This is a genomic window from Bradyrhizobium hereditatis, assembly GCF_020329435.1.
GTDB lineage: Bacteria > Pseudomonadota > Alphaproteobacteria > Rhizobiales > Xanthobacteraceae > Bradyrhizobium > Bradyrhizobium hereditatis.
Map to the genome: position 1 here is coordinate 23,014 of NZ_JAGKJK010000016.1, position 23,929 is coordinate 46,942.

General features: G+C 62.4%; 19 protein-coding genes. 13 read left to right on the plus strand and 6 right to left on the minus strand.

Annotated elements, in window-relative coordinates; all coding sequences use genetic code 11:
• Positions 1-130: 130 nt before the first annotated feature.
• Positions 131-1,345, minus strand: coding sequence for an NADP-dependent isocitrate dehydrogenase (locus J6524_RS29725; RefSeq protein WP_225677300.1), 1,215 nt, complete (start codon positions 1,343-1,345; stop codon positions 131-133).
• 126 nt (positions 1,346-1,471) lie between these two features.
• Positions 1,472-3,199 (minus strand): alpha/beta hydrolase family protein, encoded by a 1,728-nt coding sequence (locus tag J6524_RS29730; RefSeq protein ID WP_225677302.1) that lies wholly within the window; start codon positions 3,197-3,199, stop codon positions 1,472-1,474.
• Between the two features lie 292 nt (positions 3,200-3,491).
• On the opposite strand from J6524_RS29730, the gene J6524_RS29735 reads away from it, so the two are divergent.
• The 3 genes from J6524_RS29735 (at position 3,492) to J6524_RS29745 (ending at position 6,341) form a co-directional block, all read left to right on the plus strand.
• A complete protein-coding gene (locus tag J6524_RS29735; RefSeq protein WP_225677304.1) occupies positions 3,492-4,691 on the plus strand; it encodes a TrmJ/YjtD family RNA methyltransferase in 1,200 nt (399 codons plus the stop codon).
• Positions 4,692-4,859: 168 nt separating this feature from the next.
• Positions 4,860-5,492 carry a DUF1326 domain-containing protein gene (locus J6524_RS29740; protein WP_225677306.1) on the plus strand — a complete coding sequence of 211 codons (633 nt, stop codon included), beginning with the start codon at positions 4,860-4,862 and terminating at the stop codon, positions 5,490-5,492.
• Between the two features lie 51 nt (positions 5,493-5,543).
• Positions 5,544-6,341, plus strand: coding sequence for a DUF2182 domain-containing protein (locus J6524_RS29745; protein ID WP_225677307.1), 798 nt, complete (start codon positions 5,544-5,546; stop codon positions 6,339-6,341).
• Positions 6,342-6,413: 72 nt separating this feature from the next.
• Here the strand turns inward: J6524_RS29745 and J6524_RS29750 are convergent, their stop codons facing one another.
• On the minus strand, positions 6,414-7,304 hold the full coding sequence (locus J6524_RS29750) for an AraC family transcriptional regulator (RefSeq protein ID WP_225677309.1): 891 nt from the start codon (positions 7,302-7,304) through the stop codon (positions 6,414-6,416).
• A 136-nt stretch (positions 7,305-7,440) separates the two neighbouring features.
• On the opposite strand from J6524_RS29750, the gene J6524_RS29755 reads away from it, so the two are divergent.
• Complete coding sequence (locus tag J6524_RS29755; RefSeq protein WP_225677311.1) at positions 7,441-8,193, plus strand: SDR family NAD(P)-dependent oxidoreductase; 753 nt, start codon at positions 7,441-7,443, stop codon at positions 8,191-8,193.
• Positions 8,194-8,221: 28 nt separating this feature from the next.
• Here J6524_RS29755 and J6524_RS29760 read toward each other — a convergent pair whose 3' ends face one another.
• A complete protein-coding gene (locus tag J6524_RS29760) occupies positions 8,222-8,866 on the minus strand; it encodes a TetR/AcrR family transcriptional regulator (RefSeq protein WP_225677313.1) in 645 nt (214 codons plus the stop codon).
• 227 nt (positions 8,867-9,093) lie between these two features.
• Here J6524_RS29760 and J6524_RS29765 point away from each other — a divergent pair, with 227 nt between their 5' ends.
• From J6524_RS29765 to J6524_RS29795, 7 genes are all read left to right on the plus strand, one after another.
• On the plus strand, positions 9,094-9,636 hold the full coding sequence (locus J6524_RS29765; RefSeq protein WP_225677315.1) for an OsmC family protein: 543 nt from the start codon (positions 9,094-9,096) through the stop codon (positions 9,634-9,636).
• 33 nt (positions 9,637-9,669) lie between these two features.
• Positions 9,670-10,788: an acyl-CoA dehydrogenase family protein gene (locus tag J6524_RS29770; RefSeq protein ID WP_225677316.1), complete on the plus strand. Its 1,119-nt coding sequence runs from the start codon at positions 9,670-9,672 to the stop codon at positions 10,786-10,788.
• 48 nt (positions 10,789-10,836) lie between these two features.
• Positions 10,837-11,715, plus strand: a complete 879-nt coding sequence (locus tag J6524_RS29775) for a sulfurtransferase (RefSeq protein WP_225677318.1) — start codon at positions 10,837-10,839, stop codon at positions 11,713-11,715.
• Positions 11,716-11,885: 170 nt separating this feature from the next.
• Entirely contained in the window at positions 11,886-12,491 is a 606-nt protein-coding gene (locus J6524_RS29780) for a hypothetical protein (protein ID WP_225677320.1), read from the plus strand.
• Positions 12,492-12,771: 280 nt separating this feature from the next.
• Positions 12,772-13,806, plus strand: coding sequence for a catalase (locus J6524_RS29785; RefSeq protein ID WP_225677322.1), 1,035 nt, complete (start codon positions 12,772-12,774; stop codon positions 13,804-13,806).
• A 178-nt stretch (positions 13,807-13,984) separates the two neighbouring features.
• Positions 13,985-14,515: a hypothetical protein gene (locus tag J6524_RS29790; protein WP_225677323.1), complete on the plus strand. Its 531-nt coding sequence runs from the start codon at positions 13,985-13,987 to the stop codon at positions 14,513-14,515.
• Complete coding sequence (locus J6524_RS29795; protein ID WP_225677325.1) at positions 14,512-15,927, plus strand: Dyp-type peroxidase; 1,416 nt, start codon at positions 14,512-14,514, stop codon at positions 15,925-15,927. The genes J6524_RS29790 and J6524_RS29795 overlap by 4 nt, the downstream gene beginning before the upstream one ends.
• A gap of 57 nt (positions 15,928-15,984) precedes the next feature.
• Here the strand turns inward: J6524_RS29795 and J6524_RS29800 are convergent, their stop codons facing one another.
• Both J6524_RS29800 and J6524_RS29805 read right to left on the minus strand, forming a co-directional pair.
• Positions 15,985-19,206, minus strand: coding sequence for an AAA family ATPase (locus tag J6524_RS29800; protein WP_225677327.1), 3,222 nt, complete (start codon positions 19,204-19,206; stop codon positions 15,985-15,987).
• 228 nt (positions 19,207-19,434) lie between these two features.
• A complete protein-coding gene (locus J6524_RS29805; RefSeq protein WP_225677329.1) occupies positions 19,435-21,369 on the minus strand; it encodes a sigma 54-interacting transcriptional regulator in 1,935 nt (644 codons plus the stop codon).
• A gap of 167 nt (positions 21,370-21,536) precedes the next feature.
• Here J6524_RS29805 and J6524_RS29810 point away from each other — a divergent pair, with 167 nt between their 5' ends.
• Together J6524_RS29810 and ntrB are read left to right on the plus strand one after the other, a co-directional pair.
• Complete coding sequence (locus J6524_RS29810) at positions 21,537-22,919, plus strand: CmpA/NrtA family ABC transporter substrate-binding protein (RefSeq protein WP_225677331.1); 1,383 nt, start codon at positions 21,537-21,539, stop codon at positions 22,917-22,919.
• A 166-nt stretch (positions 22,920-23,085) separates the two neighbouring features.
• The gene (gene ntrB, locus J6524_RS29815; RefSeq protein ID WP_225677334.1) at positions 23,086-23,925 is read left to right on the plus strand and encodes a nitrate ABC transporter permease; all 840 of its coding nucleotides are present in this window, start codon (positions 23,086-23,088) and stop codon (positions 23,923-23,925) included.
• Positions 23,926-23,929 lie beyond the last annotated feature (4 nt).

Here is a 23,929-nt window from a genome sequence, read left to right on the forward strand (position 1 = left end):
CGTCGTTGGCATTGTCGTCATTGCGAGAAGCGAAGCGACGAAGCAATCCATTTTCCGCTCGGGGACCTATGGATTGCTTCGCTGCGCCCGCAATGACGCGGATAGAACTTCGCGAAATCGCGAAGGCGGCTTATGCCGCCATCGCCTTCTCCAGATTGGCCGCGACCTTGTCGAGGAAGCCGGTCGTGGACAGCCAGCGCTGATCAGCGCCGACCAGGAGCGCGAGGTCCTTGGTCATGTAGCCTTCCTCGACGGTCTGCACGCAGACCTTTTCCAGCGTCTCGGCGAATTTTGCGAGCTGCGGGTTGTTGTCGAGCTTGGCGCGGTGGGCGAGGCCCCTCGTCCAGGCGAAGATCGACGCGATCGAGTTGGTCGAGGTCTCCTTGCCCTTCTGGTGCTCGCGGTAGTGGCGAGTCACCGTGCCGTGCGCGGCTTCGGCTTCGACGGTCTTGCCGTCGGGCGTCAGCAGCACCGAGGTCATCAGGCCGAGCGAGCCGTATCCCTGCGCCACCGTGTCCGACTGCACGTCGCCGTCGTAATTCTTGCAGGCCCAGACATAGCCGCCTGACCACTTCAGCGCGGAAGCCACCATGTCGTCGATCAGGCGGTGTTCGTAAGTGAGCCGCTTGGCCTCGAACTCCTTCTTGAACTCGCGGTCGTAGACATCCTGGAAGATGTCCTTGAAGCGGCCGTCGTAGACCTTGAGGATGGTGTTCTTGGTCGAGAGATAGACCGGATAGTTCCGCATCAGGCCGTAGTTGAAGGAGGCGCGGGCGAAGTCGATGATGGAGTCATCGAGGTTGTACATTTCCATCGCGACGCCGGGACCCGGGGTCTTGAACACTTCCTTCTCGATGACGGTGCCGTCCTCGCCGACGAATTTCAGGGTCAGCGTGCCCTTGCCGGGGAACTTGATGTCGGTGGCGCGGTACTGGTCGCCATAGGCGTGGCGGCCGATGATGATCGGCTTGGTCCAGCCGGGAACCAGGCGCGGCACGTTCTTGCAGATGATCGGCTCGCGGAAGATCACGCCGCCGAGGATGTTGCGGATGGTGCCGTTCGGCGACTTCCACATCTCCTTCAGGCCGAACTCCTTCACCCGGGCCTCATCAGGGGTGATGGTGGCGCATTTGACGCCGACGCCGACCTTCTTGATCGCGTTGGCGGCATCGATCGTGACCTGGTCGTTGGTCTGGTCGCGGTACTCCATTCCGAGGTCAAAATAGAGCAGTTCGACATCCAGGAACGGGTTGATCAGCTTGTCCTTGATGTACTGCCAGATGATCCGGGTCATCTCGTCGCCATCGAGTTCGACGACGGGGTTGGTCACCTTGATTTTTGCCATGACGGAAGGGGCCTTTTCGGAAAAACCGCTGATACGGGCGGGGTGGATGATTATAGGCGGGCCTATAGCACCGCAGCCCGGCCGGCGGAAGCCAAGCCGTTATGCACTTTCAGCCCATTATCGCGGTTAGAACGCCGCCTGGGTGGCCGTCCCCGCCACCACGTACCAGGTCACGAACAGGCCGCAGATCAGGGCGCCCGGCAGGCTGGAGCCGGTCCGCCGCCAGGTGAAGGTCGCGATCACTGCGCAGATGGCGAGCAGGGGTATGAACTGGATGGCGACGATGGTCGAGAGCGGCACGAAACCGGGATCGGGCAGCGGGTTGAACAGCTTTCCAGTCAGCCAGAGGATGAGGTACTGCCCGCCCACCAGCACGATGAAGCCGAGCGTTAGCGCCAGGATATTGGTCAGATAGAGCGCGGCCCGGGGAGCGGCCATGGTCGAGAAATTGCGGTGCAGGACATGCTGCGCGATCACGAAAAACGCCGTGAATGGCACGAGATAGATCAGGAAGATCAAAAACTGCTTCGCGCTCATCAGCTTGACGGCGACGATCCAGAACCGGAAGTCGATCTTGAAGGCGAGGTCGGAAAGCCAGAGCGCGGCATAGCCGATCGCGATGGTAGCAATCGCGATCACAACCGACGGCAGGACGATGCCGGTGCGGCTGGCTCGCTTCGGCGCGAACCGCATCAAAACAAGCGCGATCAGGCCGTTGATGACGGCCCAGACCAGGATCTGGTTGGTGATGCCCTGCGGCAGGACAGCCGAGGGCTTTAGGAACGTGCCGCCCAGCGCGAATGCCGGATAATAAGTCAGCGCTGGGATGAAGGCCGACAGGATGAAGGCCGCGGTCCAGCGGCGGCCGCTGGCTGCGATATGCTCGGGCATGGTGCCGTCGGCGATCTTGGGCAGCCGCAGGTGGGAATACATCGGCGCCTCCAGCAGCGCGTCGAACGCGCCGATCAAGAGCACCACAAAGCCGATCAGCGCGATCAGCGTGCCGAGCTCCTTGCGGAACCAGATCTGGTCGTCGACCGGGCGGGGCGTGCCGCCCTGCAGGGTCTTGGCGAACCAGTCGAGGCTGTAGCCGATCGCCTGATGCGAAATGTGCTCGGCCGGATGGGTGATGGCGGGGGTGTGGAGCACCCGGGCCGTGCCTTGGGCGATGTCGCCATAGACCTTGCCAGGCACCACCGGGCCTTGCGTTCCGAACAGGGCCCACAGTTTCGGGCTCTGCGTGACGTCACGCGCCTTGTCGACGTCCCACATCAGGGTCGAGAACTCCTCGTACTGCGCGAACACCAGCGCCAAGTTGCGGGGCCAGTTCGGTGTGCCCTCGGCGGCGAACGGCTTGCCGGTGGAGGAGCCCTCCAGCACGATCGATTTGTAATCGTTCGGCATGGCGGTCGCGGCCGCCAGCACGGTCCAGCCGCCCATCGAGTGGCCCTCGAGCCCAATATTGCTCTTGTCGACGATTTCGAGGGTGCGCAGATAGGCGAGCCCATCGGGGCCGCCAAAACCGTTCGCGAAGGCGGGCGGGTCGCTATAGCCGTGGCCGGTCTGGTCGAGCGCCAGCACCACATAGCCGCGACGGGCGAATTCAATGGCGAAGCCGTCCTGGGTCTCGCGCGAATTGATGTAACCATGAACGGCGAGAATGCCGGGGGCGGGGATCTGGGGCGTCGCGTTCCGCGGGACGTAGAGCAGCCCGCTCATCGTGTTGCCCTTGGCGCCCTTGAAGCGGACGTCCTCGATCCGGATGCCGCCGGCCGTCTGGGTGAAGTGGGCGAGCAGGCCGCCCGCCAGGATCAGGAGTACGCCCACAATCGCCAACGACCACCTGCCGCGCATGGACGCCTCCCCAAAATTCCCTCACCGTTGAACTCGGCTTTCGGGCTGGTTTGCAGCTTCGCTTTGTTTGTGATTGTTAGCCTATTCGAAAGTCTAATGCGCGCAAGCAATGTTCGCGCAGCGCTCCATTGACGCTTTGAGCGAGCAAGCGGAAACGCTACTAAGCCGGCACTCGGACTGGAGAATTCCGGCCGGCTCCCGGTTTGGATGGCGCGCGGCTGAGCGCGGTGCGTTCGGAATCTTCAGACGCTAGATCAACGCGGCAAGCTAAATCAGAAAGTGAAACTAAGAAATGTCCGGCACCGATAAATCCAAAACTGGTTTGGACTTAGCTGGACCTGTTGTGATCCTCGTCGAGCCGCAGCTCGGCGAGAATATCGGCATGGCCGCGCGCGCCATGGGCAATTTCGCGCTGTCGCGCCTGCGCATCGTCAATCCGCGCGATGGCTGGCCAAACATCGCGGCGCAGCGGGCGGCGGCTGGCGCCGACCACATTCTGGAGCGCGCTGAACTGTTCGATACCGTCGAGCAGGCGGTCGCTGATCTCACGCTGCTGTTTGCCACCACAGCCCGCGCCCACGACCAGGCCAAGCCGGTGGTCGGTCCGGAACAGGCGGCGAGCGAGATCGTCGCGCATGCTGGCGGGGGTGGCGGGGCCGGTATCCTGTTCGGTCGGGAACGCTGGGGACTGCAGAACGAGGAGGTCGCGCTCGCCAACCGGATCATCACCTTTCCGGTCAATCCGGGCTTTGCCTCGCTCAACCTGGCGCAGGCAGTGCTGCTGGTGGGCTATGAGTGGTTCAAGCATGCGACCGGCGGCGAGCTGCCGTTTGCGATGCCGGAACGCTCCGAGCCGGCCTCGCAGCACCAGATGCAGGCCTTCTTCGACAATCTGGTACGGGAACTCGACAAGGTCGAATTCCTCCGCCCGCGGGAGAAGCGGGACACCATGCTGGTCAACCTGCGCAATATCTTCACCCGGATGAATCCGAGCAAGCAGGACATGCACACGTTGCACGGCGTGGTGATGGCGATTGCGGAAGGACGCAAGGGACCGGCCAAGGGCGGCGTGCTCGACGGCGAGCAGGCGACACGGCTGCGCGCACTGCTCGCCGAACACGGGCAGGGGCCGGCGGCGCCCGGCGACAGTTCCACCGTGCGCGGGCTCGCCCGGCTGCTCCGCCGCAACCCGACGGATGCGGAACGGATCCTGTGGCAGGCGCTAACCCGCGATCGTCGCTTCGCCGGCCAGTTCAAGCGGCAGACCCCGGTCGGGCGTCACATCCCCGATTTCGTCTCGTTCGTGCATCGTCTCGCGATCGAACTGGTCAATCCGAACGAGTCGGAGGCCATCGCTGCCGACCGCGCCACCCGGAAGGCATGGCTGGAAGCGCGCGATTACCGCGTGATCGAGATGCGAGTCGCTGATGTCGAGCGTGATCTGGCAACGGAACTGGCGCGGCTCGAGGCGCATCTACGTGAACGCGGCTAGCTTGCCGCTCCCTGTCCGTCGCCGCACAAACGGAGTAAGCTTGGCCTACTGGGACAGCACGTCGCAAGACACCGCGATCTAATCCCGCTCGCATCGTCGAGCATTTGAAGCCTCAAGGAGCATTTCAAGCGGCTGCAGTCCGATCGAAAACGCAAAAGGAGGTGTGCGATGGCGACATCTGACTGGCGTCTCGAAGGCGAATGGATCAAGAACTGTAACTGCGCATTCGGTTGTCCGTGCGATTTTAATGCCCTGCCGACGGAAGGGTACTGCAAGGGCATGGTCGGCATGCGGATCACCAAAGGGCATTTCCAAGATACCAAGCTCGACGGCTTGATGTTCGCCGTCACCGTTGATTTTCCCGGCGCGCTGCACGAGGGCAACGGTCAGATACAACCGATCATCGATGAGCGCGCGACGGCGGAGCAGCGCGAGGCGCTGTTCAACATCATGTCGGGCAAGTTCTCCGCCGAAGGCACGCTATTCCAGATCCTCAGCATGATCGTGACCAAGATTCACGATCCGCTGTTCGTGCCGTTCGAGTTCTCGTTCGACAAGGATGGACGCGTTGCGCGCGTCGTAGCCAAGGGTGTGCTGGAAACCGAGGTCGAGCCGATCAAGAATCCGGTGACAGGACAGCCCCACCGTATTCAGGTCGTGGTGCCCGAGGGATTCGAACACCGCGCCGCCGAGGTCGCCTCAGCCAACATCCGCTCGACCGGCGCCATCAAATTCGAAACCCAGGGCACGCACAGCTCGCTGGCGAACGTCGTGCAGACGCCGGAAGGTGTCGCCGCCTAGCGGCGCGCCCGAATCCAACACTATGTGCCGGTCCAGCAGCGGAGCGGATTCATGACCGGTACCTGGGCACTCGAGCAGACCCTGCGGCACGATCGCCTGATCGTGGCGATCGGAATAGCCACGGTGGTGGCGTTCTCGTGGGGCTATCTGCTTGCCGGCGCCGGCATCGACATGAGCATGGCCGATATGCCGATGGACCCTGAGCCGTGGTCGCCGGCGCAAGGATTGCTCATGTTTGCGATGTGGTGGGTGATGATGATCGCGATGATGGTGCCGAGCGCCGCGCCCACGATCCTGCTGTTCGCCGCCATCAAGCGCCGGCAGGCGGCGACAGAAAACCCCGTCATCGCAAGCTGGCTGTTTCTCGCCGGCTATCTCGTGATCTGGGCAGGCTTCAGCCTCATCGCAGTCTCGCTGCAGTGGGCACTTGATCAGGCCGGACTGCTCTCCGGCATGATGGCGAGCACCAGCAGCCTGCTCGCCGGGATCATCCTGCTCGCCGCCGGGATTTATCAGTTCACGCCGATCAAGCGCGCCTGCCTTCGCTACTGCCAGAGCCCGCTGCTGTTTCTCTCCACATATTGGCAGCCGCATGCGCTGGGCGCGTTGCGTATGGGTTTGCGGCACGGCGGCTACTGCGTCGGCTGCTGCTGGTTCCTGATGGTGCTGCTCTTCGTGGTCGGCGTCATGAATCTCGCCTGGGTCGCTGCGGTCGCAATCTATGTCGCCTTCGAAAAGCTGCTGCCGCGCAGCCAATGGCTCAGCCGCGCGGCGGGAGCATGCTTGATTGTGGCTGGTGGGGTTGTCCTCGCGGGCCGCTTCTTCGTAACGGCTGCGGCGTCACTGTAGCCCGGACGTCGCGGCGCGCGGCGCGGTGAGCCTCCCGACTATCCGATATTTCCGTCTGGCAGAGTCGCCGGATCAGGCAGCCTGGACAGTGCCCCTGGCCGCCTTGGTCTCCCGAACGGGCGGCGAGCCGAACATGCGCCCGTATTCCCAGGTGAACTGAGAGACGCTTTGGTAGCCAACCGCAAATGCCGCGCTGCTCGAGCTCACTCCATCCGACAGCATCAGCCGTCTCGCCTCGATCAGACGCAATTGTTTCTGGAACTGGAGCGGAGAAAGCGACGTCACGCTGCGAAAGTGCTGGTGGAAAGACGATGGACTCATCCCGGCCACAGCCGCCAGGCGCTCGACCCGCAATGGCTGAGCGAACTCGGCTCGAAGCACCGCGACCGCGCGCGCCACGCGCTGCACATTGCCGTCCGGCCAGCCAAGACGTCGGATCGCCGCCCCGTGCCGTCCGGTCAGGAGCCAGTAGTGCATTTCACGCACCAACTGCGTCCGCAAAACTGGCACCGATGCCGGGCGCTCAATCAGGCGCATCAGCCGAAGGGCGACGTCGATGACTTCGGCATCGGTCGGCTCGTGGCGCACCGGCGCGCCGTCGGCGATCGGTACTGCCTTCATCTCCACGCCGAGGTCTGCGATCACGGCTGGGTCCAGGTCCAATACAAGCGAGTAATAGGGCGCGGCGATGCTGGCCCGCGTGATCTGGCTCACCGTTGGCACATCAGCCGTGATCAGCAGAGAGTCGCCGGCGGCGAACGTGAAAGCCCGATTGCCCATCGTCACGTGCTTGGTTCCCTGTAGCACGAGGCAGACGAGGGGTCGGGAAATTGCGTAGTCCAGGCCGCTAGGTGCGGTCGCACGAACGGTCGTCAGGCCAGCAATTGGAGTCCGAGCGATCCCGGTCGGATCGGCAAAGGCCTCCGCATAGCGGCGAACAGCCTTGAGAAGAGTGTCGGTCATGCGGCGATCCTAACGCGCCCAAACCGATGCGTAAATTCGATCCGTAGGAATAGGCAAAGAGTGTCGAGATTCCGGCAACCAGGGCCAGCTCCGGCGCTGCATATCAGCGTGGCCACTCAAGCAAAGGAGCCTAAGCATGACCAAGATCGCTCTCATCACCGGAGCAAGCCGCGGGCTTGGCCGGAACACTGCGCTCAACATCGCCCGCAACGGTGGCGACGTCATCACTTATCAGAGCCGCGAGGAAGACGCTCGAGCCGTCGTCGCCGAGATCGTGGCGATGGGCTGCCAAGCGATCGCACTCAAGCTCGACGTTGGCGATGTCTCCACTTTCAAGCCATTCGCCGAGCATCTGCGGATGGCGCTGCGGGAGACCTGGCAGCGCGATACGTTCGATCACCTCGTCAACAACGCGGGCCATGGCGACATGGCTCCGATCGCGGAGACGACAGAGGCGCAGTTCGACAAGCTGGTCAATGTCCATTTCAAGGGCGTGTTCTTCCTTACGCAAGCGCTGTTGCCGCTGATCGCGGATGGCGGCCGGATCGTAAACCTGTCCTCCGGCCTCACGCGCATCTCCTTCCCCGGCTTCTCCGCCTATTCGGCGGTGAAGGGAGCAGTCGAGGTGCTCAGCATTTACATGGCGAAGGAATTCGGCAGCCGCGGCATTGCCGTCAATACCGTGGCGCCGGGCGCAATCGAGACAGACTTCCTCGGCGGCGCCGTCCGCGACACGCCGGATCTCAACAACACCTTCGCGGGCATGACTGCCCTTGGTCGTGTCGGTGTGCCTGATGACATCGGCCCGATGATCGCGAGCCTCTTGAGTGACGACAACCGCTGGATCAACGCCCAGCGGATCGAAGTCTCCGGCGGGCAGGTCATTTGACCGAAGAAGAACTGGTCGACGCGGGCGCCTAGACGGCGACAAGCTCTGCAGGGCTACGCTTTGGCTTCTTTGCCCTTGCCGGCCCGAACAGGTTGCTCGCGGCGAGCCCCGCGGTGTCGGCCACGGATGGATCGCGCGAGACCATGGCGGCGACGATGGCGCCGTCGATCAATAGCGCGAGCTGATGGGCGAGGACCTGTGGCTCGGCGGCGCCCATCTCGCCGGCGAGCTTTTCGATATGCGCCAGCACCACCTTCTTGTGGCGCATCGCGATGGCGCGGAATTGCTTCGCGTGCTTGTCGTGTTCGGCGACCGCATTGATGAAGGGGCAGCCGTAGAAGCGCTCCTCGGCGAACCAGCGCTTCAGCGCCGGAAAGATTCGCGTCAGTTTTGCCTGTGCGTCGCCGCCGCCGTCCTCCATCGCGCCAATGAACCATTCGCGCCAGGCCTTGCCTTCGCTTTCCAGCACGGCGTTGACGAGGTTGGTCTTGGAGCCGAACAATTTGTAAAGCGTGGTCTTGGCCGTGCCGGCCTCGTCGATGATGGCGTCGATGCCGGTGGCGTTGATGCCGTTCTTGCAGAACAGATGCGTCGCCGCATTAAGCAGGCGGCCCCGCGCGGATTCCTCATCGCCCGCGGGGAGGTGCTTCTTCTTCGAAACCGGTTTGGCCATGCGCGCCAGTTAATCGAACCGCGGCGCAATCATCAAGCCGCATCTTTGCGTCGAAAATAATCGCAGGCGTGCAGCAACTGCACCGCGCGTGAGCAGTGCCGCGCTGATCAATTTGCGGGCAGCCATCGCTAAGCAACGAGAGACGTTCGGCTTTTGATTTCGGCCAGTTCTGGCACGCTTAATGCAGGAAACAGAACGTTCAGTATCCTACCTCAGGGAGAGAAATGATGACCGCGGTCGCCCAGAAAACAGTGCTCACCGGCTGCCTTGCGCCGATCGATAAAAACGGGCTCGAGCAGCTCATTGCCAACGGCAAGGCCAATCCGAAGGTCATCAAGACCTTGAAGTGCAAGACGGTGGCAGAGGGCAAGTTCCGCCACGCCAACTACATCCGTAACCTCGCACCCTACATCGTCGATGAGCCGCCGGGCCTCTTGGGCGATGACACCGCGCCGAATCCGTCGGAAGCGTCGCTCGCCGCGCTCGGCTCATGCCTTGCCGTCGGCCTGCACGCCAATGCCGTTCACCGCGGCTGGATCGTCAACAAGCTGGAGCTCGAATTGGAAGGCGACCTCAACATCACCGCGGTGTGGGGCACCGGCGACGTCAGCGAGAAGCCGGTCGGCTTCACCGATGTCCGCGTCAAGGTCGACATGGAATGTGAGGGCATTCCGAAGAGCGAGATCGATGCGTTGGTCGTCCACGTCAAGAAGTGGTCGCCGGTCGCCAACACGTTCACCCGCCCGGTCAATCTCGAAGTCAGCGCGTAACGGCCGAACAAGCATCGGGGTGTGGAGGGTCTCATGGGTTCACTGGCGGTACGGCAGGCGGCCGACGATCTTGGTTCGGCGTCGATTCCGGATCGGGTTGCGGCGATGGCGCGCAAGGAGCTCGCGCCGCTGGCCCTCGCGATCGATGAGGGCGCCGTCTATCCCGACGCGCTGCTCCGACGTCTGGGCGAGGCCGGCGCGTGGGGCAGCCACCAACCGCTGAATGGCGCGGCCGATCTGCGCTGCGCCATTCAGTCGATCGCAGTGCTTGGCGAAGTCTGCGGCGCGACCGCCTTCATGGCGTGGTGCCAGAACACGCTGGTCTGGTACGCCGCCAATTCAGCCAATCCCAAGCTCGTCGCCAGATTCGCCGGCAAGTTCGCGAGCGGCGAAATCCTCGGCGGCACCGGGCTCTCCAACCCGATGAAGAGTTTTTTCGGCATCGAGAAACTCAAATTGAAGGGGCGCAAGGTCGAGGGCGGCTATGTGGTGCGCGGCGCGCTGCCCTGGGTCTCGAACCTCGGAGCCGATCATTTCTTCGGCACGATCTTCGAACGCGAGGACGAGGGCGGCGGCATCGTGATGTTTCTCGCCGATTGCGCCAATCCCGCGGTCACGCTGCTGCCGTGCAAACCGTTTCTCGCAATGGACGGCACCGGCACCTATGCCGTGCAGTTCCGCGATGTGTTCGTGCCGGATGAGCTGATCCTCGCCGAACCGGCAGGGCCGTTCGTCAAGAAGATCCGCGCCGGCTTCATCCTGCTGCAGGTCGGCATGGCGCTCGGCCTGATCAAGGACTGCATCGATATCATGGACGAGGTCGATGCGCCTTTGAGCCATATCAATCGCTATTTGCCGCAACAGCCTATTCAGTTCCGCGAGCTCCATGCCGAGTTCGAGAAGGAGACCATGGCGCTGGCGCGCGATCCCTACAATTCCGACGACAGCTATTGGCGGCGCGTGGTGGCGCTGCGGCTGCGCGCCGGCGATGCCAGCGTCGCAGCGGCGCATGCGGCGATGCTCCATTGCGGCGCGCGTGGCTATTTAAAGAGTCACCGCGCACAGCGGAGACTTCGCGAAGCCTATTTTGTCGCCATCGTCACGCCCGCCACCAAGCAGCTTCGCAAGATGCTGGCCGGCGACGAGCACTGATTTTCCGACCGACCCCGAACCGCAACCTAAAAACAGGAGAGGCCTGCCATGACGGACGTTCTGATTACTGCCGGCGAACTCGCGGAATTCCTCAAGAATGAGCCGTGTGTCATCATCGACACCCGCAATCCGGAAAGCTACGCCGCGGGGCATCTCCCCAATGCCGTCAATGTCCACGAAATCTTCACGTATCTTGCGACCTCGACGCCGGAGGGCATTCACGAGCTGAAGACGAAATTCGCCGACGCGTTCGGCGCCGCCGGGCTTTCCGGCAAGGAGACGGCTATCATCTACGAGCAGTCGATGAATTCCGGCTTCGGCCAGTCCTGCCGCGGCTATTACCTTCTCACCATGCTCGGCTATCCCAAGGTCAAGGTGCTGCATGGCGGCTTCGATGCCTGGATGGCGGCGGGCCTGCCGGTGACGACGGAAGTGCCGTCGCCGGTGAAGGCGTCGTTCACGATCGTACCCGAGGCGGGAGATATCTTGATCGATGCCAAGACCATGCTTGCCGCGGTCGGCAAGCCGGGCATTGCGATTCTCGACGTGCGTGACATCGACGAGTGGATCGGCGAAAGCTCTTCTCCTTATGGGAAGGATTTCTGCCCGCGCAAGGGACGTATCCCCGGCGCCGTCTGGCTCGAGTGGTACCGCATGATGAAGCCGACCGCGGAAGGGCCGCGCTTCAAGTCCAAGAATGAAATTCTGGCGGAATGCGCGACCGTCGGCATCACGCAGAATACACCGGTCTATCTCTACTGCTTCAAGGGCGCGCGCGCCTCCAACACCTTCCTTGCCTTGAAGAACGCCGGCGTGAAGGACGTGCGGATGTATTTCGGCTCCTGGAACGAATGGTCGCGCGATCCCGCGCTGCCGATCGAGGAGGGGCTGCCGATGGAGGCAAAGCTCACCACCAAGGCGGCGTAAGGACGCGTCTGATGGTTGCAGTCTGATTCAACCGATCAGGCTGCAACCACGCGGCCTGCAACATCGACGCAATATCGCCACCGGGTGGAACCGCGCCATCGCGCCGCTCTGGCGTTCCCGATATCCGCTGCGTATAATCGCGGCGCAGTTGGTGGTCGGGCGAATATTCGATGTTCTCAGGCAGATTAGGTCTTACGTTGGTCGTGGCGATGCTTTGCCTCGGCGCGCGAGCGGCCCATGCCCAGGCCTCGCCGGTGAATTACTGGATTCCGGGCTGGCCGATGGGTTTCAGCGGGGAAGCGGGCGAGAGCCCGAACGCTTACGGCGATTTTCCGAGCTTCGATTTCCGCGACGTCGGAAACGGCTCTTCCTATGCGCGCTACAATTTTTCGAATGGTTTTTTCGTCGGCAGCCAGCGCAGCAATCTGGGCTTCAGCAGCCTCAGCCAGAGTGCGTTCGGCAGTTTCGGCTCGCTCTACAGCGAAGGCGTGCAGTTCGGCTACAGCCTGAAGAATAGCGGCTTGCCCGTCACCTTCTATGCCGGTTTCGACACGCTGAAGTACAATACCGGCATCGGCGGCCCGTTCGCGCCGTTCGACTCCAAGTCCGGCACGCTGCCGATCTCCAGCGTGAATGCCGGCGTCGAATTCCAGGCAACCTCGAATCTCAGCCTGTCGCTCGGGGTCGGCTACGTCCAGCAGTCGGGCCGCCTCGACAGCGAGATCAATTCGCTGCCTGGCGCTTCGTCGTTCTCGGTCGGCGGCCGCCGCTATTAGCGTATGTACTCGTAATTAAGTCAGGTCCGCTTTGCGCCCGGAAGGCGAGTATCAAGCCAATACTGATTTGAGGCCCGCATCCGGACTCTTGCACCGCAACAAGACCCGCAACTCAGCCGATCACTGCTTCATTCGGCCAACTTTGTGAACGACGTCACATATCCGACCGCCGATCGAATGTAACGTGTTGGCGCAGGGCACGGGCTGAATTCGATCGACAAACGCTAACGCACCGGGCGCACCAACGCGCCTCGGCGGTCCGTCCATAATGGAGGGGGGCATGGTCGATGCATCGGTAGCAAAGCGGCTCGTCCAAGCCATCATCGACAATCTGCCGGAGCCGGTCCCCGGGAGGAGGCCGGTTCACACCATCGGCATCGGCGTGAAGGGCGAGTTCGTGGCGTCGGACGTGGCGCGCACCTATTGCATCGCAGAGCACTTCAACGGACAGCCCGTCCCCGTGTCGGTGAGATTCTCCAACGGATTAGGTGGGCTGGAGCAGCATGATGGATGGTCCGATGTTCGGGGAATGGCGATACGCTTCCACCTGCCGGACGGGACGGGAAGCGATCTGATCGCCACGACGCTCGGCGAATTCTTCGTCCGCAATGTCGCGGACTTTTTCGAGTTCGCCAAGGTCGCGAAGCGCGAGCCATATCAAAGAAGGCACTGGCTACTGAAGATTGCAGATTTTCTGCGGCTCAAGGTACCTCCCCGCAACCCGTACCCGAACGAAACCGAGAACGTCGATGCGGGAGCACTTCGTTATGCCAACCGGCACCGGTTCTCCCAATTGGGCATATTCCAGGTCGGTTCGATCGGCGCACCGGAGAGCTATGCCCGCGCGAGCTATCACGCCGTCCATACCTTCTGGGTAACGGCGCCTGATGGCGTTCGCCGCCCGGTTCGCTTTTCCTGGCAGCCGGTCGCCGGCGTTCGCAATATCGATCCCGCCGATGTGTCGCGCGACAAATATCTGTTTAAGGAACTCGAGGACCGCCTGAAGCGGTGGCCGGCCCGATTCATGCTGATGATGATCATCGGCGAAGCGGGCGATGCGCTCGACGATCCCACGAAGCCCTGGCCAGCGACCCGGGTCCGGGTCGTCATGGGTACCCTCACCCTCACCGAGGTCCCCAAGGATCAGGAAGCGGCTGGCGAGCGCATCAGTTTCAATCCCTGCCGTCTCGCGCCCGGCATCGAAGCCTCCAACGATCCCATCCTCGAGGCCCGCCGGTGTGCCTACGAAGTCTCGCGTGAATTGCGCGATGGATGTCCCTTCAGGTGGAGGCCGGACAATGCCAATTCCAAGTGACGAAGGTTGGATCGATCGCTTTGTGGACCGGTTGCCCGAGACTCGCCTGTTCAAGCTCGTGGCGTCATGGATCCTGGTGCCGTTGTGGGCGCGATTGACGCCGGTGAAGCCTCTGCCCGGTGGTCCCCACCCCTCGTTCCAGCACGGTGACAATGTCCAGTGCATGATGAATCTGATCATGCCGCTCAAGGACAAGTCACCCGTCGGACGAGCGCTGGCCGCGCTGGCGATCGCGCAAAACAAGGAGGCGATCTTTGCCGGATTGAATAATGTCGGCACGGTGCACTTCGCTCGCTTCGTCATCGTTGGCGACAATATTTGCATGTTCTCGGTCTATGACGGGGATTTCACCAATTACATTCGTGATTTCATCGCGACGATCGGCAGCGTGTTCAACGCCGTGGTCGAGCTCGTCGAAGGCGGAGAAGAAGTGATCCCTTGCGAGGACAATGTCGAGGCCTTCATCCAGTGGGTGCACGAGCGCGACCTGTACCAGGTGCCGGATACCGCCACCGATTTTCTGAGAGACCAGGAAGCCTTGAATGGAGACAGGGCCGTATCACCTGTCAATGACGATCTGACCCTGCTTCCGCGCAAACTGGTGCTGCAGCTTCGCGCCAACCCGAACGTTTCGCTCGGCAGCGGCTACCGGGCCTATCCCGGGTTTTCGGTGGCTCAGGTCCGCAAACATCTGGGAGTAGGCTGGTGAGTGCTATGTTCGATCTCGCTGAACTGCAGGGCAACATCTTGCGCGGCTACACCAAGAAGCCGCACGTGCGCTACCTCATCCTGGAAGTCGCCGATCGCAGCGCAGCCCGGCGCTGGCTCGCCAGCTCCGTATCAGGCCGCGGCGACGGTGTTCCGCAGATCACGACCGGAGATTGGGGGCCAAACAAGCCGGACACCTGTTTCAACATTGGCCTGACCTATGAGGGACTGCGCGCCCTCGGCACGCCGAGCGCTTCGCTTGAAATGTTCCCAAACGAATTCGTCGAAGGGATGACCGCCCGGGCCTTGAAGCTCGGGGATGTCGGGCCGAGCGCGCCGGAAAACTGGCCAGCTCCCTTCAACGAGCCGAAGCGGATACATCTCATCGCGACGATCTATGCCGAGAAGGTCGAGCAGCTAAACGAAGTCCAGGAACGCGCCCTCTACGACCGAGAGGCCCTGACACTGCTCGGTACACGCGAGGGGTATAATTTCCCGGGCGACTTTGTTCACTTCGGATATCGCGACAACATCACGCAACCGAGGTTCGAGGAGATTCACGACCCAGATCGCTATCCCGACAGACAACCCAGGGCGCCGCTCGGCACCGTGTTGCTGGGACATCCGACCAACCTGGAAGGCCTGACGTGGCGGGTCCCCCTGCCTGCAGAGTTGGGACACAATGGCACCTTCAACGCTTTTCGCGTGCTGAAGCAGGATGTGGCAGGCTTCGAGGAGTATCTCGATCGCGCAGCATCCGATCTGCTCAAGCACCCGCAAGTCGACGAGTTGTTGCAGCCCGGCGACGAAGAGAAGATCGGCAAAGGCCTGTCACGTCGTGCGGCCTTGCGCGAGATCGTCGCCGCCAACCTGTGTGGCCGGTGGCGCGATGGCACACCACTGGCACTGTCTGCGGATGCACCTGATCCCAAAGCGGATCTGACGGATTTTGACTACGTTGGCGTTGGCGACTCCCGCTGCCCCCATGGAGCCCATATCCGCCGGTGTAACCCGCGAGGCGGGCAGATCGTGCAACGGATAGCGAACAACAGTCGGCGCCTTGTTCGGCGTGGCGTACCATATGGACCACCCTACGATCCGGCGAAGCGTGATCGGGACGAGCCCGAGCCGGAGCGGGGCCTACTCGGCAACTTCATAGGAGCGAGCCTCGGCGCCCAGTTCGAGGCCATGTCCTGCGATTGGCTGAATCTTGGCCTCCAGGATCCGCGCATCACTGGCTCCAACGATCCGATCTCAGGCGCCAACGATCCCGTCACGAGCTGGTTCGACCTGCCGCTTAAATCCGGCGGCACGATCCGATTGCGGGGGCTGCCGCGTTTTGTCTTGACGCGGGGCGGCGCCTATACGTTCCTGCCGAGCCTCTCAGCGATCCGCTTCTTGGGATCGCTATGATGTGAGTTGACCAAATAGGCCGAGGGTCATTGGGCGGCCCTTGTAAGGCGTGGTTTACTAGTTCAACACTCTCAACAGGTCATCAGCCTCGCGCAGGTCGCGGGAAGTTTCCGCCGACGCAAATTTCGCCCGCGTCGATATCAGCAGGTCTCGCGCTTCGGCGCGTCCGGATGCGCTCTCGGCTGCGCTGACCAGGCGCGCGATGCTGATCGCCGTCCGCAATTCCCAACCGACCGCCCCGAGCTTCCTGGCCGAGGCAAGCGAGCGTTTGAACAGGCGCATCGCTTCCCGGTCGTCTCGCGATGGTTCGCGACACAGCAGCGTGCCGTGGATCCGATAGATTTCGGGAGCAGCCCAGCGCTCGCCGGTTTGCTTCACCAGAGACTCAGCCGAAGCAGCGAAGCTTCGAGCCCTTTCTATCTGCCCAATCCGTCCGAATTCTGTGGCGAGCAGAATTCGATAGAGCGGCATCTGAATGCACCGATTCTCGGCCGGTAGTTTATCGAGCAAGCCGCATAATTGTTCGAGCACCTCCGGAGCGGGGCCTCGTGCCGCCAGCGCAGCGGTTGCCCATAATGGGCCGATGACCCGGTACATCGGATAGCCATACTCATCAGCGACCTTCAGGCCGCGCTTTACGCTGGCAAGGTTAGCCGCAAGATCGCCCTCATACCAGTGATCGGAGACGCCAAGAATGGAGGCAAAAGCCAGCATGAACGGATGTCCAATCTCGTCCGCGAGTTGCCGCGCCGTCACGCAGCACTCTCTGGCCCGGCCTGGCCGGCCCAACAACCATTCGATGTGTCCGGAGTAGACGAGCGATACGATCAATGGATCATGCTGATAAATCTGGACCAGCTTGCCGTGCTCACGTGGATTGTAGCGAGCGCTGACCAGAGCCGCGAGCTCACTTGCCTCCTCCAAACGACCGAGAAAGAAATTGGCGATTACAGCAGCGGTGTAGGCCATGAGGGCAGCCTCGTCGTCGCGCCACTCTTCTGACCGGCGGACGAAATCCCGCGCGTGTTCGAGGCCCTTGGTGAGCTCGCAGTTGACAAGCTTCGCGATGGTACTTCCCCACAGCACCGTCGACTTCTCGCGAATGGTGCCGTGGTTCGCACAAAGTTTGAGGGCGCGACTGTAGGGGCCATAGACATTCGGGTCGGACCACCCCGCGTTGGCGGTGTACGCCATCGCCAAGTTGGACTGCAGCGCGATTTCAGCTTCGAAGCGCCGTGGTGACGCCGGCATCTTGGGTATCAGGGAGAGGCCCTCGCGAAGATGGGCCACGGCCTCCTTGGTGGCTGACCGCCGGAGCGCGGATTTGCCCGCCTGAAGCCAGGCCTCGATCGCTTCCGGAATGTTGCCTGCGCGCGCATAATGATAGCCGAGCACGGCAGGCTGACTGCTCTCTCCGATGGCGGCCTCCTGAAGCAGCCACGATGCGACACGTGCATGGAGCTCGCGCCTTTCCTCCTTGAGTAACGAGAAGTAGGCGACTTCCTGTATCATCGAGTGCTTGAACGTGAAGACCGCGCCTTGAGACTCCTCACTACGATACACAATCCCGGCTCTCTCGAGCGCCCGCAACGAGTCTTTCAGCGCTTGGCCTTTACCCGGAAGGACGCTGAATATACCTTCATAGTTGAAGCGCCTTCCGAAAACAGAGGCGATCTGGGCGACGCGTTTGGCAGGACCGAGACGATCAAGGCGCTCCATCAGTGAATCGTGAATACTTGCCGGTACCAGAGGTTCTGGCAACTTCCCGTTCGGCACGGGGCTTTCAGCGGCCTGTGGAACCGCACCGGAATCGACGACGGCCCGCGTAAACTCCTCGACAAAGAGTGGCACGCCGTCAGTTCTTTCCACGATCTGGCTGGTAATCCGGCGCGGTACCAAATCGCTGCCCGCGACGGCTGCGACCATTTGCTCGACCTCATGCAGTGCCAATTTTTGCAGAGCAATTCGTCGAATTGCCGGGCCGGACAACCAGTCGGCTCTGTAATCATCGCGATGCGTGATCAGGACCATGATCCGCTCGCCAGTACAGTGAGCTACCACGCGTACCAGCAGTTCGATGGTGGTCGGGTCCATCCACTGGATGTCCTCGACGATTACGAGGACCGGCCGCTGGCGAGAGGCGGCGAGAAGAGCATCGACTAACACCTGAAAGCCACGCTCACGCTCCGAAGGAGATCCGAAATCCGTGGGCTCGTATCCCGAGCATGCGGGTATCGACAGCACCGCTCCGTAGTAACGAAGCGCCGGCTCGAGGTCGGTGACGGCTCTTGCCAAGAGCGAACGCAATTTTGCCAATGCGAGATCCGGCTCGTCAGTCTCCTGGATGCCGGTCGCCCGCGTGAGCCGCTCGATTTCCGGGGCAAGCGGCGTGTTGACGTGGAACGGCGAACATTGCAGCGACAGAACTTCGCGGGGAGACGCGTCAAGGGAACTGCGGAACTGCCGGATCAAGCGTGACTTGCCGATGCCCGGCTCGCCGGAAATAACGGCAACCTGCCCAGAGCCGGCGAGAGTCTGCTGCCACATCTCGGCAAGCAACGCACTTTCGCCGGTTCGGTTTATCATTGGAGCAAGAGGCGACCTGCGCGCGCGGTCGAACCTGCTTTCGCTAGACGCAAGCGCGTCTGCACGCCAGGCCTCGACCGGCTCCTCCACGCCTTTGAGAGATCGCCGGCCAAGCGGCGCATAGCTGAATGTTCCGCGGGTCAGCGCGTGAGTGCTCGAGCCCACCACGACACCGTTCTCACTGGCGAGTCCTTGCAGGCGGGCAGCGACATGTGCCGAGCTGCCGAACACTTCCCGTCGATCGGGGGGCTCGCCGGGCACGCTGCCGACGACGACCACCCCGGTGTTAACCCCGATGCGCACGCCCAGACGAACGAAGCTACCGTCCGACAGCAGAAACTTGTGTTCCTTGATCGCCGCGGCAATCGCCAGAGAGGCGCGGACCGCGCGCTCGGGATCATTTTCGTGGGCTTGGGGGACGCCGAAATATGCCAGCAATCCGTCGCCAATCATTCTGGCGATGTGACCACCGTAGCGGCGAATCTGCTCATCGCAGATATCACGGAAGGTTCGGATAACTGCGAAGAACTCTTCGGGATCGATCCGCTCGCTCAGGGGTGTTGAGCCGACAATGTCAATAAACACCACCGTGAGCTGTCGGCGTTCGGCATGCGGAGCTTCATTCTCGACATTCGGCGGCGCCTGCGTCCGCTGAAGTCCGCCCGAACGATCAGGCTTCGGCTCGCTGCTCATGACCCACCAAGTTCACTCTCCGCCGTGCCAGCTGCGAAGCAAGAAGACCCGAGTCGGATTCGGCTCACGCTGCCGAGCGGCCTGTGCTCGGGCAGACAGTTCCAGGGATTGAACACCATGTGCTCGCAGTCGTACAGCGTATTCTGCGTCGATCTCTGCCTTGGAATGCAATGCTTCCCAGCCGCACTATTCTCGATAGAGGACAGGTCCAGCACCGCGGAGGGTCATCTACGTGGCGGCGGGCTGTACTAAGCCGCGCGCATTCGCAATCCCCAGGGCCTTGATGCGTGAGGCCAGTGTGGTCGGCTTGATGTCGAGCAGCTCGGCGGCGCCGCCGGGGCCGAACACCTTGCCGGAGCAGGCCTGCAGCGCGGCGAGAATGTTGGCGCGCTCGTGCGCGCGCATTTCTGCTGCGGTCATGACCACGGGGCGGCTATCTGCTTTCGCACGCGCCGCGGCGGGGGAGGGCTCCACGCCCGATACGTCGGGCAGGTCGATGCGCAGGCGGCCGTTCTGGGCGAGGATCGCGGCGCGCTCGATCACGTTCTGCAGTTCGCGGACGTTGCCCGGCCAGTCGTAGCGTGAAAGCTTGCGTGCGTCGCCTTCCGACAATCGCAGCTCGGATTTCAGCGCCTTGCTTTCGCGCGTCAAGAAATGCTGCGCCAAGAGCGGAATGTCCTCGCGACGCTCGCGCAGCGGGACTGACTCGACCGGAAACACGTTGAGGCGGAAATAGAGGTCCTCGCGAAACCGGCCGCGCTGCACTTCCTGCTTGAGGTCGCGGTTGGTGGCGGCGATCACGCGCACGTCGACCGCGCGGGTGCGCTCCTCGCCGACGCGTTCGAAATTGCCCTCCTGCAGCACGCGCAAGAGCTTGCCCTGCAGCTCAAGCGGGATTTCTCCGACCTCGTCGAGAAACAGCGTGCCGCCGTCGGCGAGCTCGAACCGCCCGATGCGATCGCGCATCGCGCCGGTGAAGGCGCCTCTGATATGGCCGAAGAATTCGCTCTCGAACAATTCGCGCGGGATCGCCGCGCAGTTGACGCGGATCAGCGGCCGGTCGCGCCGGCTGCTGGCTTCATGAATCGCGCGCGCGATCAGCTCCTTGCCGGTGCCGGATTCGCCGGTGATCATCACCGCGGCAGTGGTCGGCGCCACCAGCTTGACCTGCCGCAGCGTCTTCTGGATCGCCTCGCTCTGGCCGATGATGCCGCGCGGGTTGGTCTCGATGCGGATTTCCTCCTGCAGGTAAGCGTTTTCGAGCTCCAGCCGTTCGCGCAGGCGATCGACCTCGGCCAGCGCGGCGTGCAGCTTCTCGTCGGCCTCGCGGCGCTGGCTGACGTCACGGAACACGATGACAGCGCCGACCACGACGCCGCGGTCGCGGATCGGCGTCGAGGTATATTCGACCCAGACCGGCGTGCCGTCCTTGCGCCAAAACACTTCACCATCGACCTGGTGCACGGCGCCGTCGCGAAACGCCGCGTAGATCGGGCAGTCATGATCTGGATAGTGCCGACCGTCATGATGGGTGTGATGGACGATCGGATGGATTTCCTTGCCCACCAGTTCTTCCGCAGCCCAGCCCAGCATCCGCTCGGCAGCGGGATTGACGAAAGTGGTTTTGCCTTCGGCGTTGACGCCGTAAATGCCTTCGCCGGCGGCGCGCAGAATCAATTGGTTTTCGCGCTCGATATCCTGAAACACGCGTTCGACGCGCTGCCAGGTCGCGATCCCGCCGCGCATATGGTCTTCGGCCGCGGCATCGACATAGCGCCGGCGACGCGCGTCGAGGTCGCTCATGGTGAGCAGCACCAGCGAGCGGCCGTCGCTCGGCAGTAGCGAGCCGGCATATTCGAGCCGAAGGCTTTGTCCCGTCGCGTGGCGCGGGGTCAGCGCGTTGGTCCAGTACGCGCCCTTGTCGAGCACCGCCTGCGTGAACACGATCAGCGCCGGCAATTGTCCTGAGTGCAGCGTAGAGACCTTGGTCTGCCGCAGCAGCGCGCGGTCGTAGCCGAGCAGGGCGCAGGCGGCCGGATTGGCATCGAGGATCTGATCGGCATGCGGATCGAGCAACAGTGTGGGCTCGATCGCGAACTCGAAGGCGGCAGCGCGCAGTTCGGCGTCTTGCGCAGGCGCCGTTGAACCGAGGGCGAGATCCATCCGAACGCTACTCCGAAATTTCGTAATTGTGCTACGAGTTTTCGTGTATCACGAATTTTCGTAATCGCCAACGTCAGCAGAATCCCTGCGATCTCAACGCTCTCGCCGTCGAACAGCGCTGGCATGTGCCTTGCTTAATTAGGGTGCAACGCTGTGCAGGAGGGCTGATGTCTACCTTCGACAACCCATTTGATCCTAACCGCCGCCTTCATTCCGGTGGCTGTTCTTGCGGCCAGCATGTCAGCGAGGCCGAGCATCAGGCCGCCCAGTTGCAGATTCAGGCCGCCATCGAGAGCGAGCAGAAACGCTACGAAGGCGTGGTCGCCTCCGCCGTGATGCGGGCGATGTTTCCGCAGGATGTAGCGCGGCGCGCATTCCTGAAATCGGTCGGCGCGGCGACGGCCACGGCGGTGCTATCGCAATTCTTCCCGCTCAAGACCGCGACCGAAGCCTTCGCGCAAGGCGGACCGCTCGAGAAGAAAGACCTCAAGGTCGGCTTCATCCCGATCACCTGCGCCACGCCGATCATCATGGCGGCGCCGATGGGATTCTATGCCAAGAACGGGCTAAACGTCGAAGTCATCAAGACCGCGGGCTGGGCGGTCATTCGCGACAAGACCCTCAACAAGGAATACGACGCGGCGCATATGCTGTCGCCGATGCCGCTCGCCATCACCATGGGCGCCGGCTCCAACCCGATCCCCTACACCATGCCGGCGGTCGAGAACATCAACGGGCAGGCGATCACGCTGTCGATCAAGCACAAGGATAAGCGCGATCCGAAGAGCTGGAAGGGTTTTAAGTTCGCCGTGCCCTTCGACTATTCGATGCACAATTATCTGCTCCGCTACTATCTCGCCGAGCACGGCCTCGATCCCGATACCGACGTGCAGATCCGCGCGGTGCCGCCGCCGGAAATGGTCGCCAATCTGCGTGCCGACAATATCGACGGTTTCCTCGGGCCCGATCCGATGAACCAGCGCGCGGTGTTCGACGGCGCCGGCTTCATCCACATCCTGACCAAAGATATCTGGGAAGGCCATCCGTGCTGCGCCTTCGCCGCGTCGAAGGAATTCGTCACCACGATGCCGAATACCTATGGCGCGTTGCTTAAGTCGATCATTCAGGCGACCGCCTACGCGCACAAGGCGGAGAACCGCAAGGAAATCGCGAACGCGATCGCGCCGGCCAACTATCTGAACCAGCCACCGATCGTGCTGGAGCAGATCTTGACCGGCACCTTCGCCGACGGTCTCGGCAACATAGTCAACCAGCCGAACCGAGTCGATTTCGATCCATTCCCCTGGCAGTCCTTCGCGGTGTGGATCATGACCCAGATGAAGCGCTGGGGGCAGATCAAGGGCGACATCGACTATGCCGGCATTGCCGCGCAGGTCTATCTCGCGACCGACGCGACGCGGCTGATGAAGGAAGCCGGGCTGACGCCGCCGACGGCGACGACGAAGAGCTTTTCGGTGATGGGGAAGACGTTCGATCCGGCTAGGCCGGAGGAATATCTCACCAGCTTCAAGATCAGGAAGGCGTCGTGATGAACGATGCTCTCGTGTCCCGGACGCAATGCAGCGCGCAGCACAACGTGCGTAGCGGTGCATTGCAGAGCCGGGACCGCCTCACGCGCGGTGGGTCCCGGTTCTGCGGAGCATCGCTTCGCTTCGCTTCGTGCTGCGCCGCGCCCGGGACACGGATATCGCAACTATGAACGCCTCCCTTCGCTTTCGCGCGGCGGTCGTCTCGATCGCGCTGTTTGCAGCCTTTCTCGGCATCTGGCATCTCGCCACGCGGCCGACGGCGGCGGCCACCAACATGTCGCCGGAATACGCCAAGCTGATGGGGCTGACGGCAACGCAAGGCAAATCGGCGATGCCGGGGCCAGCAGATGTCGGCGCCAAATTGTGGGAGCACCTCAAGCAGCCGTTCTATGACAACGGTCCGAACGACAAGGGCCTCGGCATCCAGCTTGGCTATTCCATCGCGCGCGTCGGCCTCGGCTATCTGCTCGCTGTCCTCGTCGCGATCCCGCTCGGCTTTCTGATCGGGATGTCGCCTCTGATCAGCAAGGCGCTTGATCCGTTCATCCAGGTGCTGAAGCCGATCTCGCCGCTCGCCTGGATGCCGCTTGCGCTCTACACGATCAAGGATTCCTCAATCTCGGCGATCTTCGTCATCTTCATCTGCTCGGTGTGGCCGATGCTGCTCAACACCGCGTTCGGCGTCGCATCGGTGCGCAAGGAATGGATCAATGTCGCGCGTACGCTGGAGGTCGGCACGGTCAGGCGCGCCTTCACCGTGATCCTGCCGGCCGCGGCACCGACGATCCTGACGGGCATGCGGATTTCGATCGGCATTGCCTGGCTCGTGATCGTCGCGGCCGAGATGCTCGTCGGTGGCACCGGCATCGGCTACTTCGTCTGGAACGAGTGGAACAACCTTTCGATCACCAACGTCATCATCGCCATCCTGATGATCGGCATCGTCGGCATGCTGCTCGACCAGATCCTGGCGCGGTTCACGCGCATGGTCACCTTCCCGGAGTAAGGCG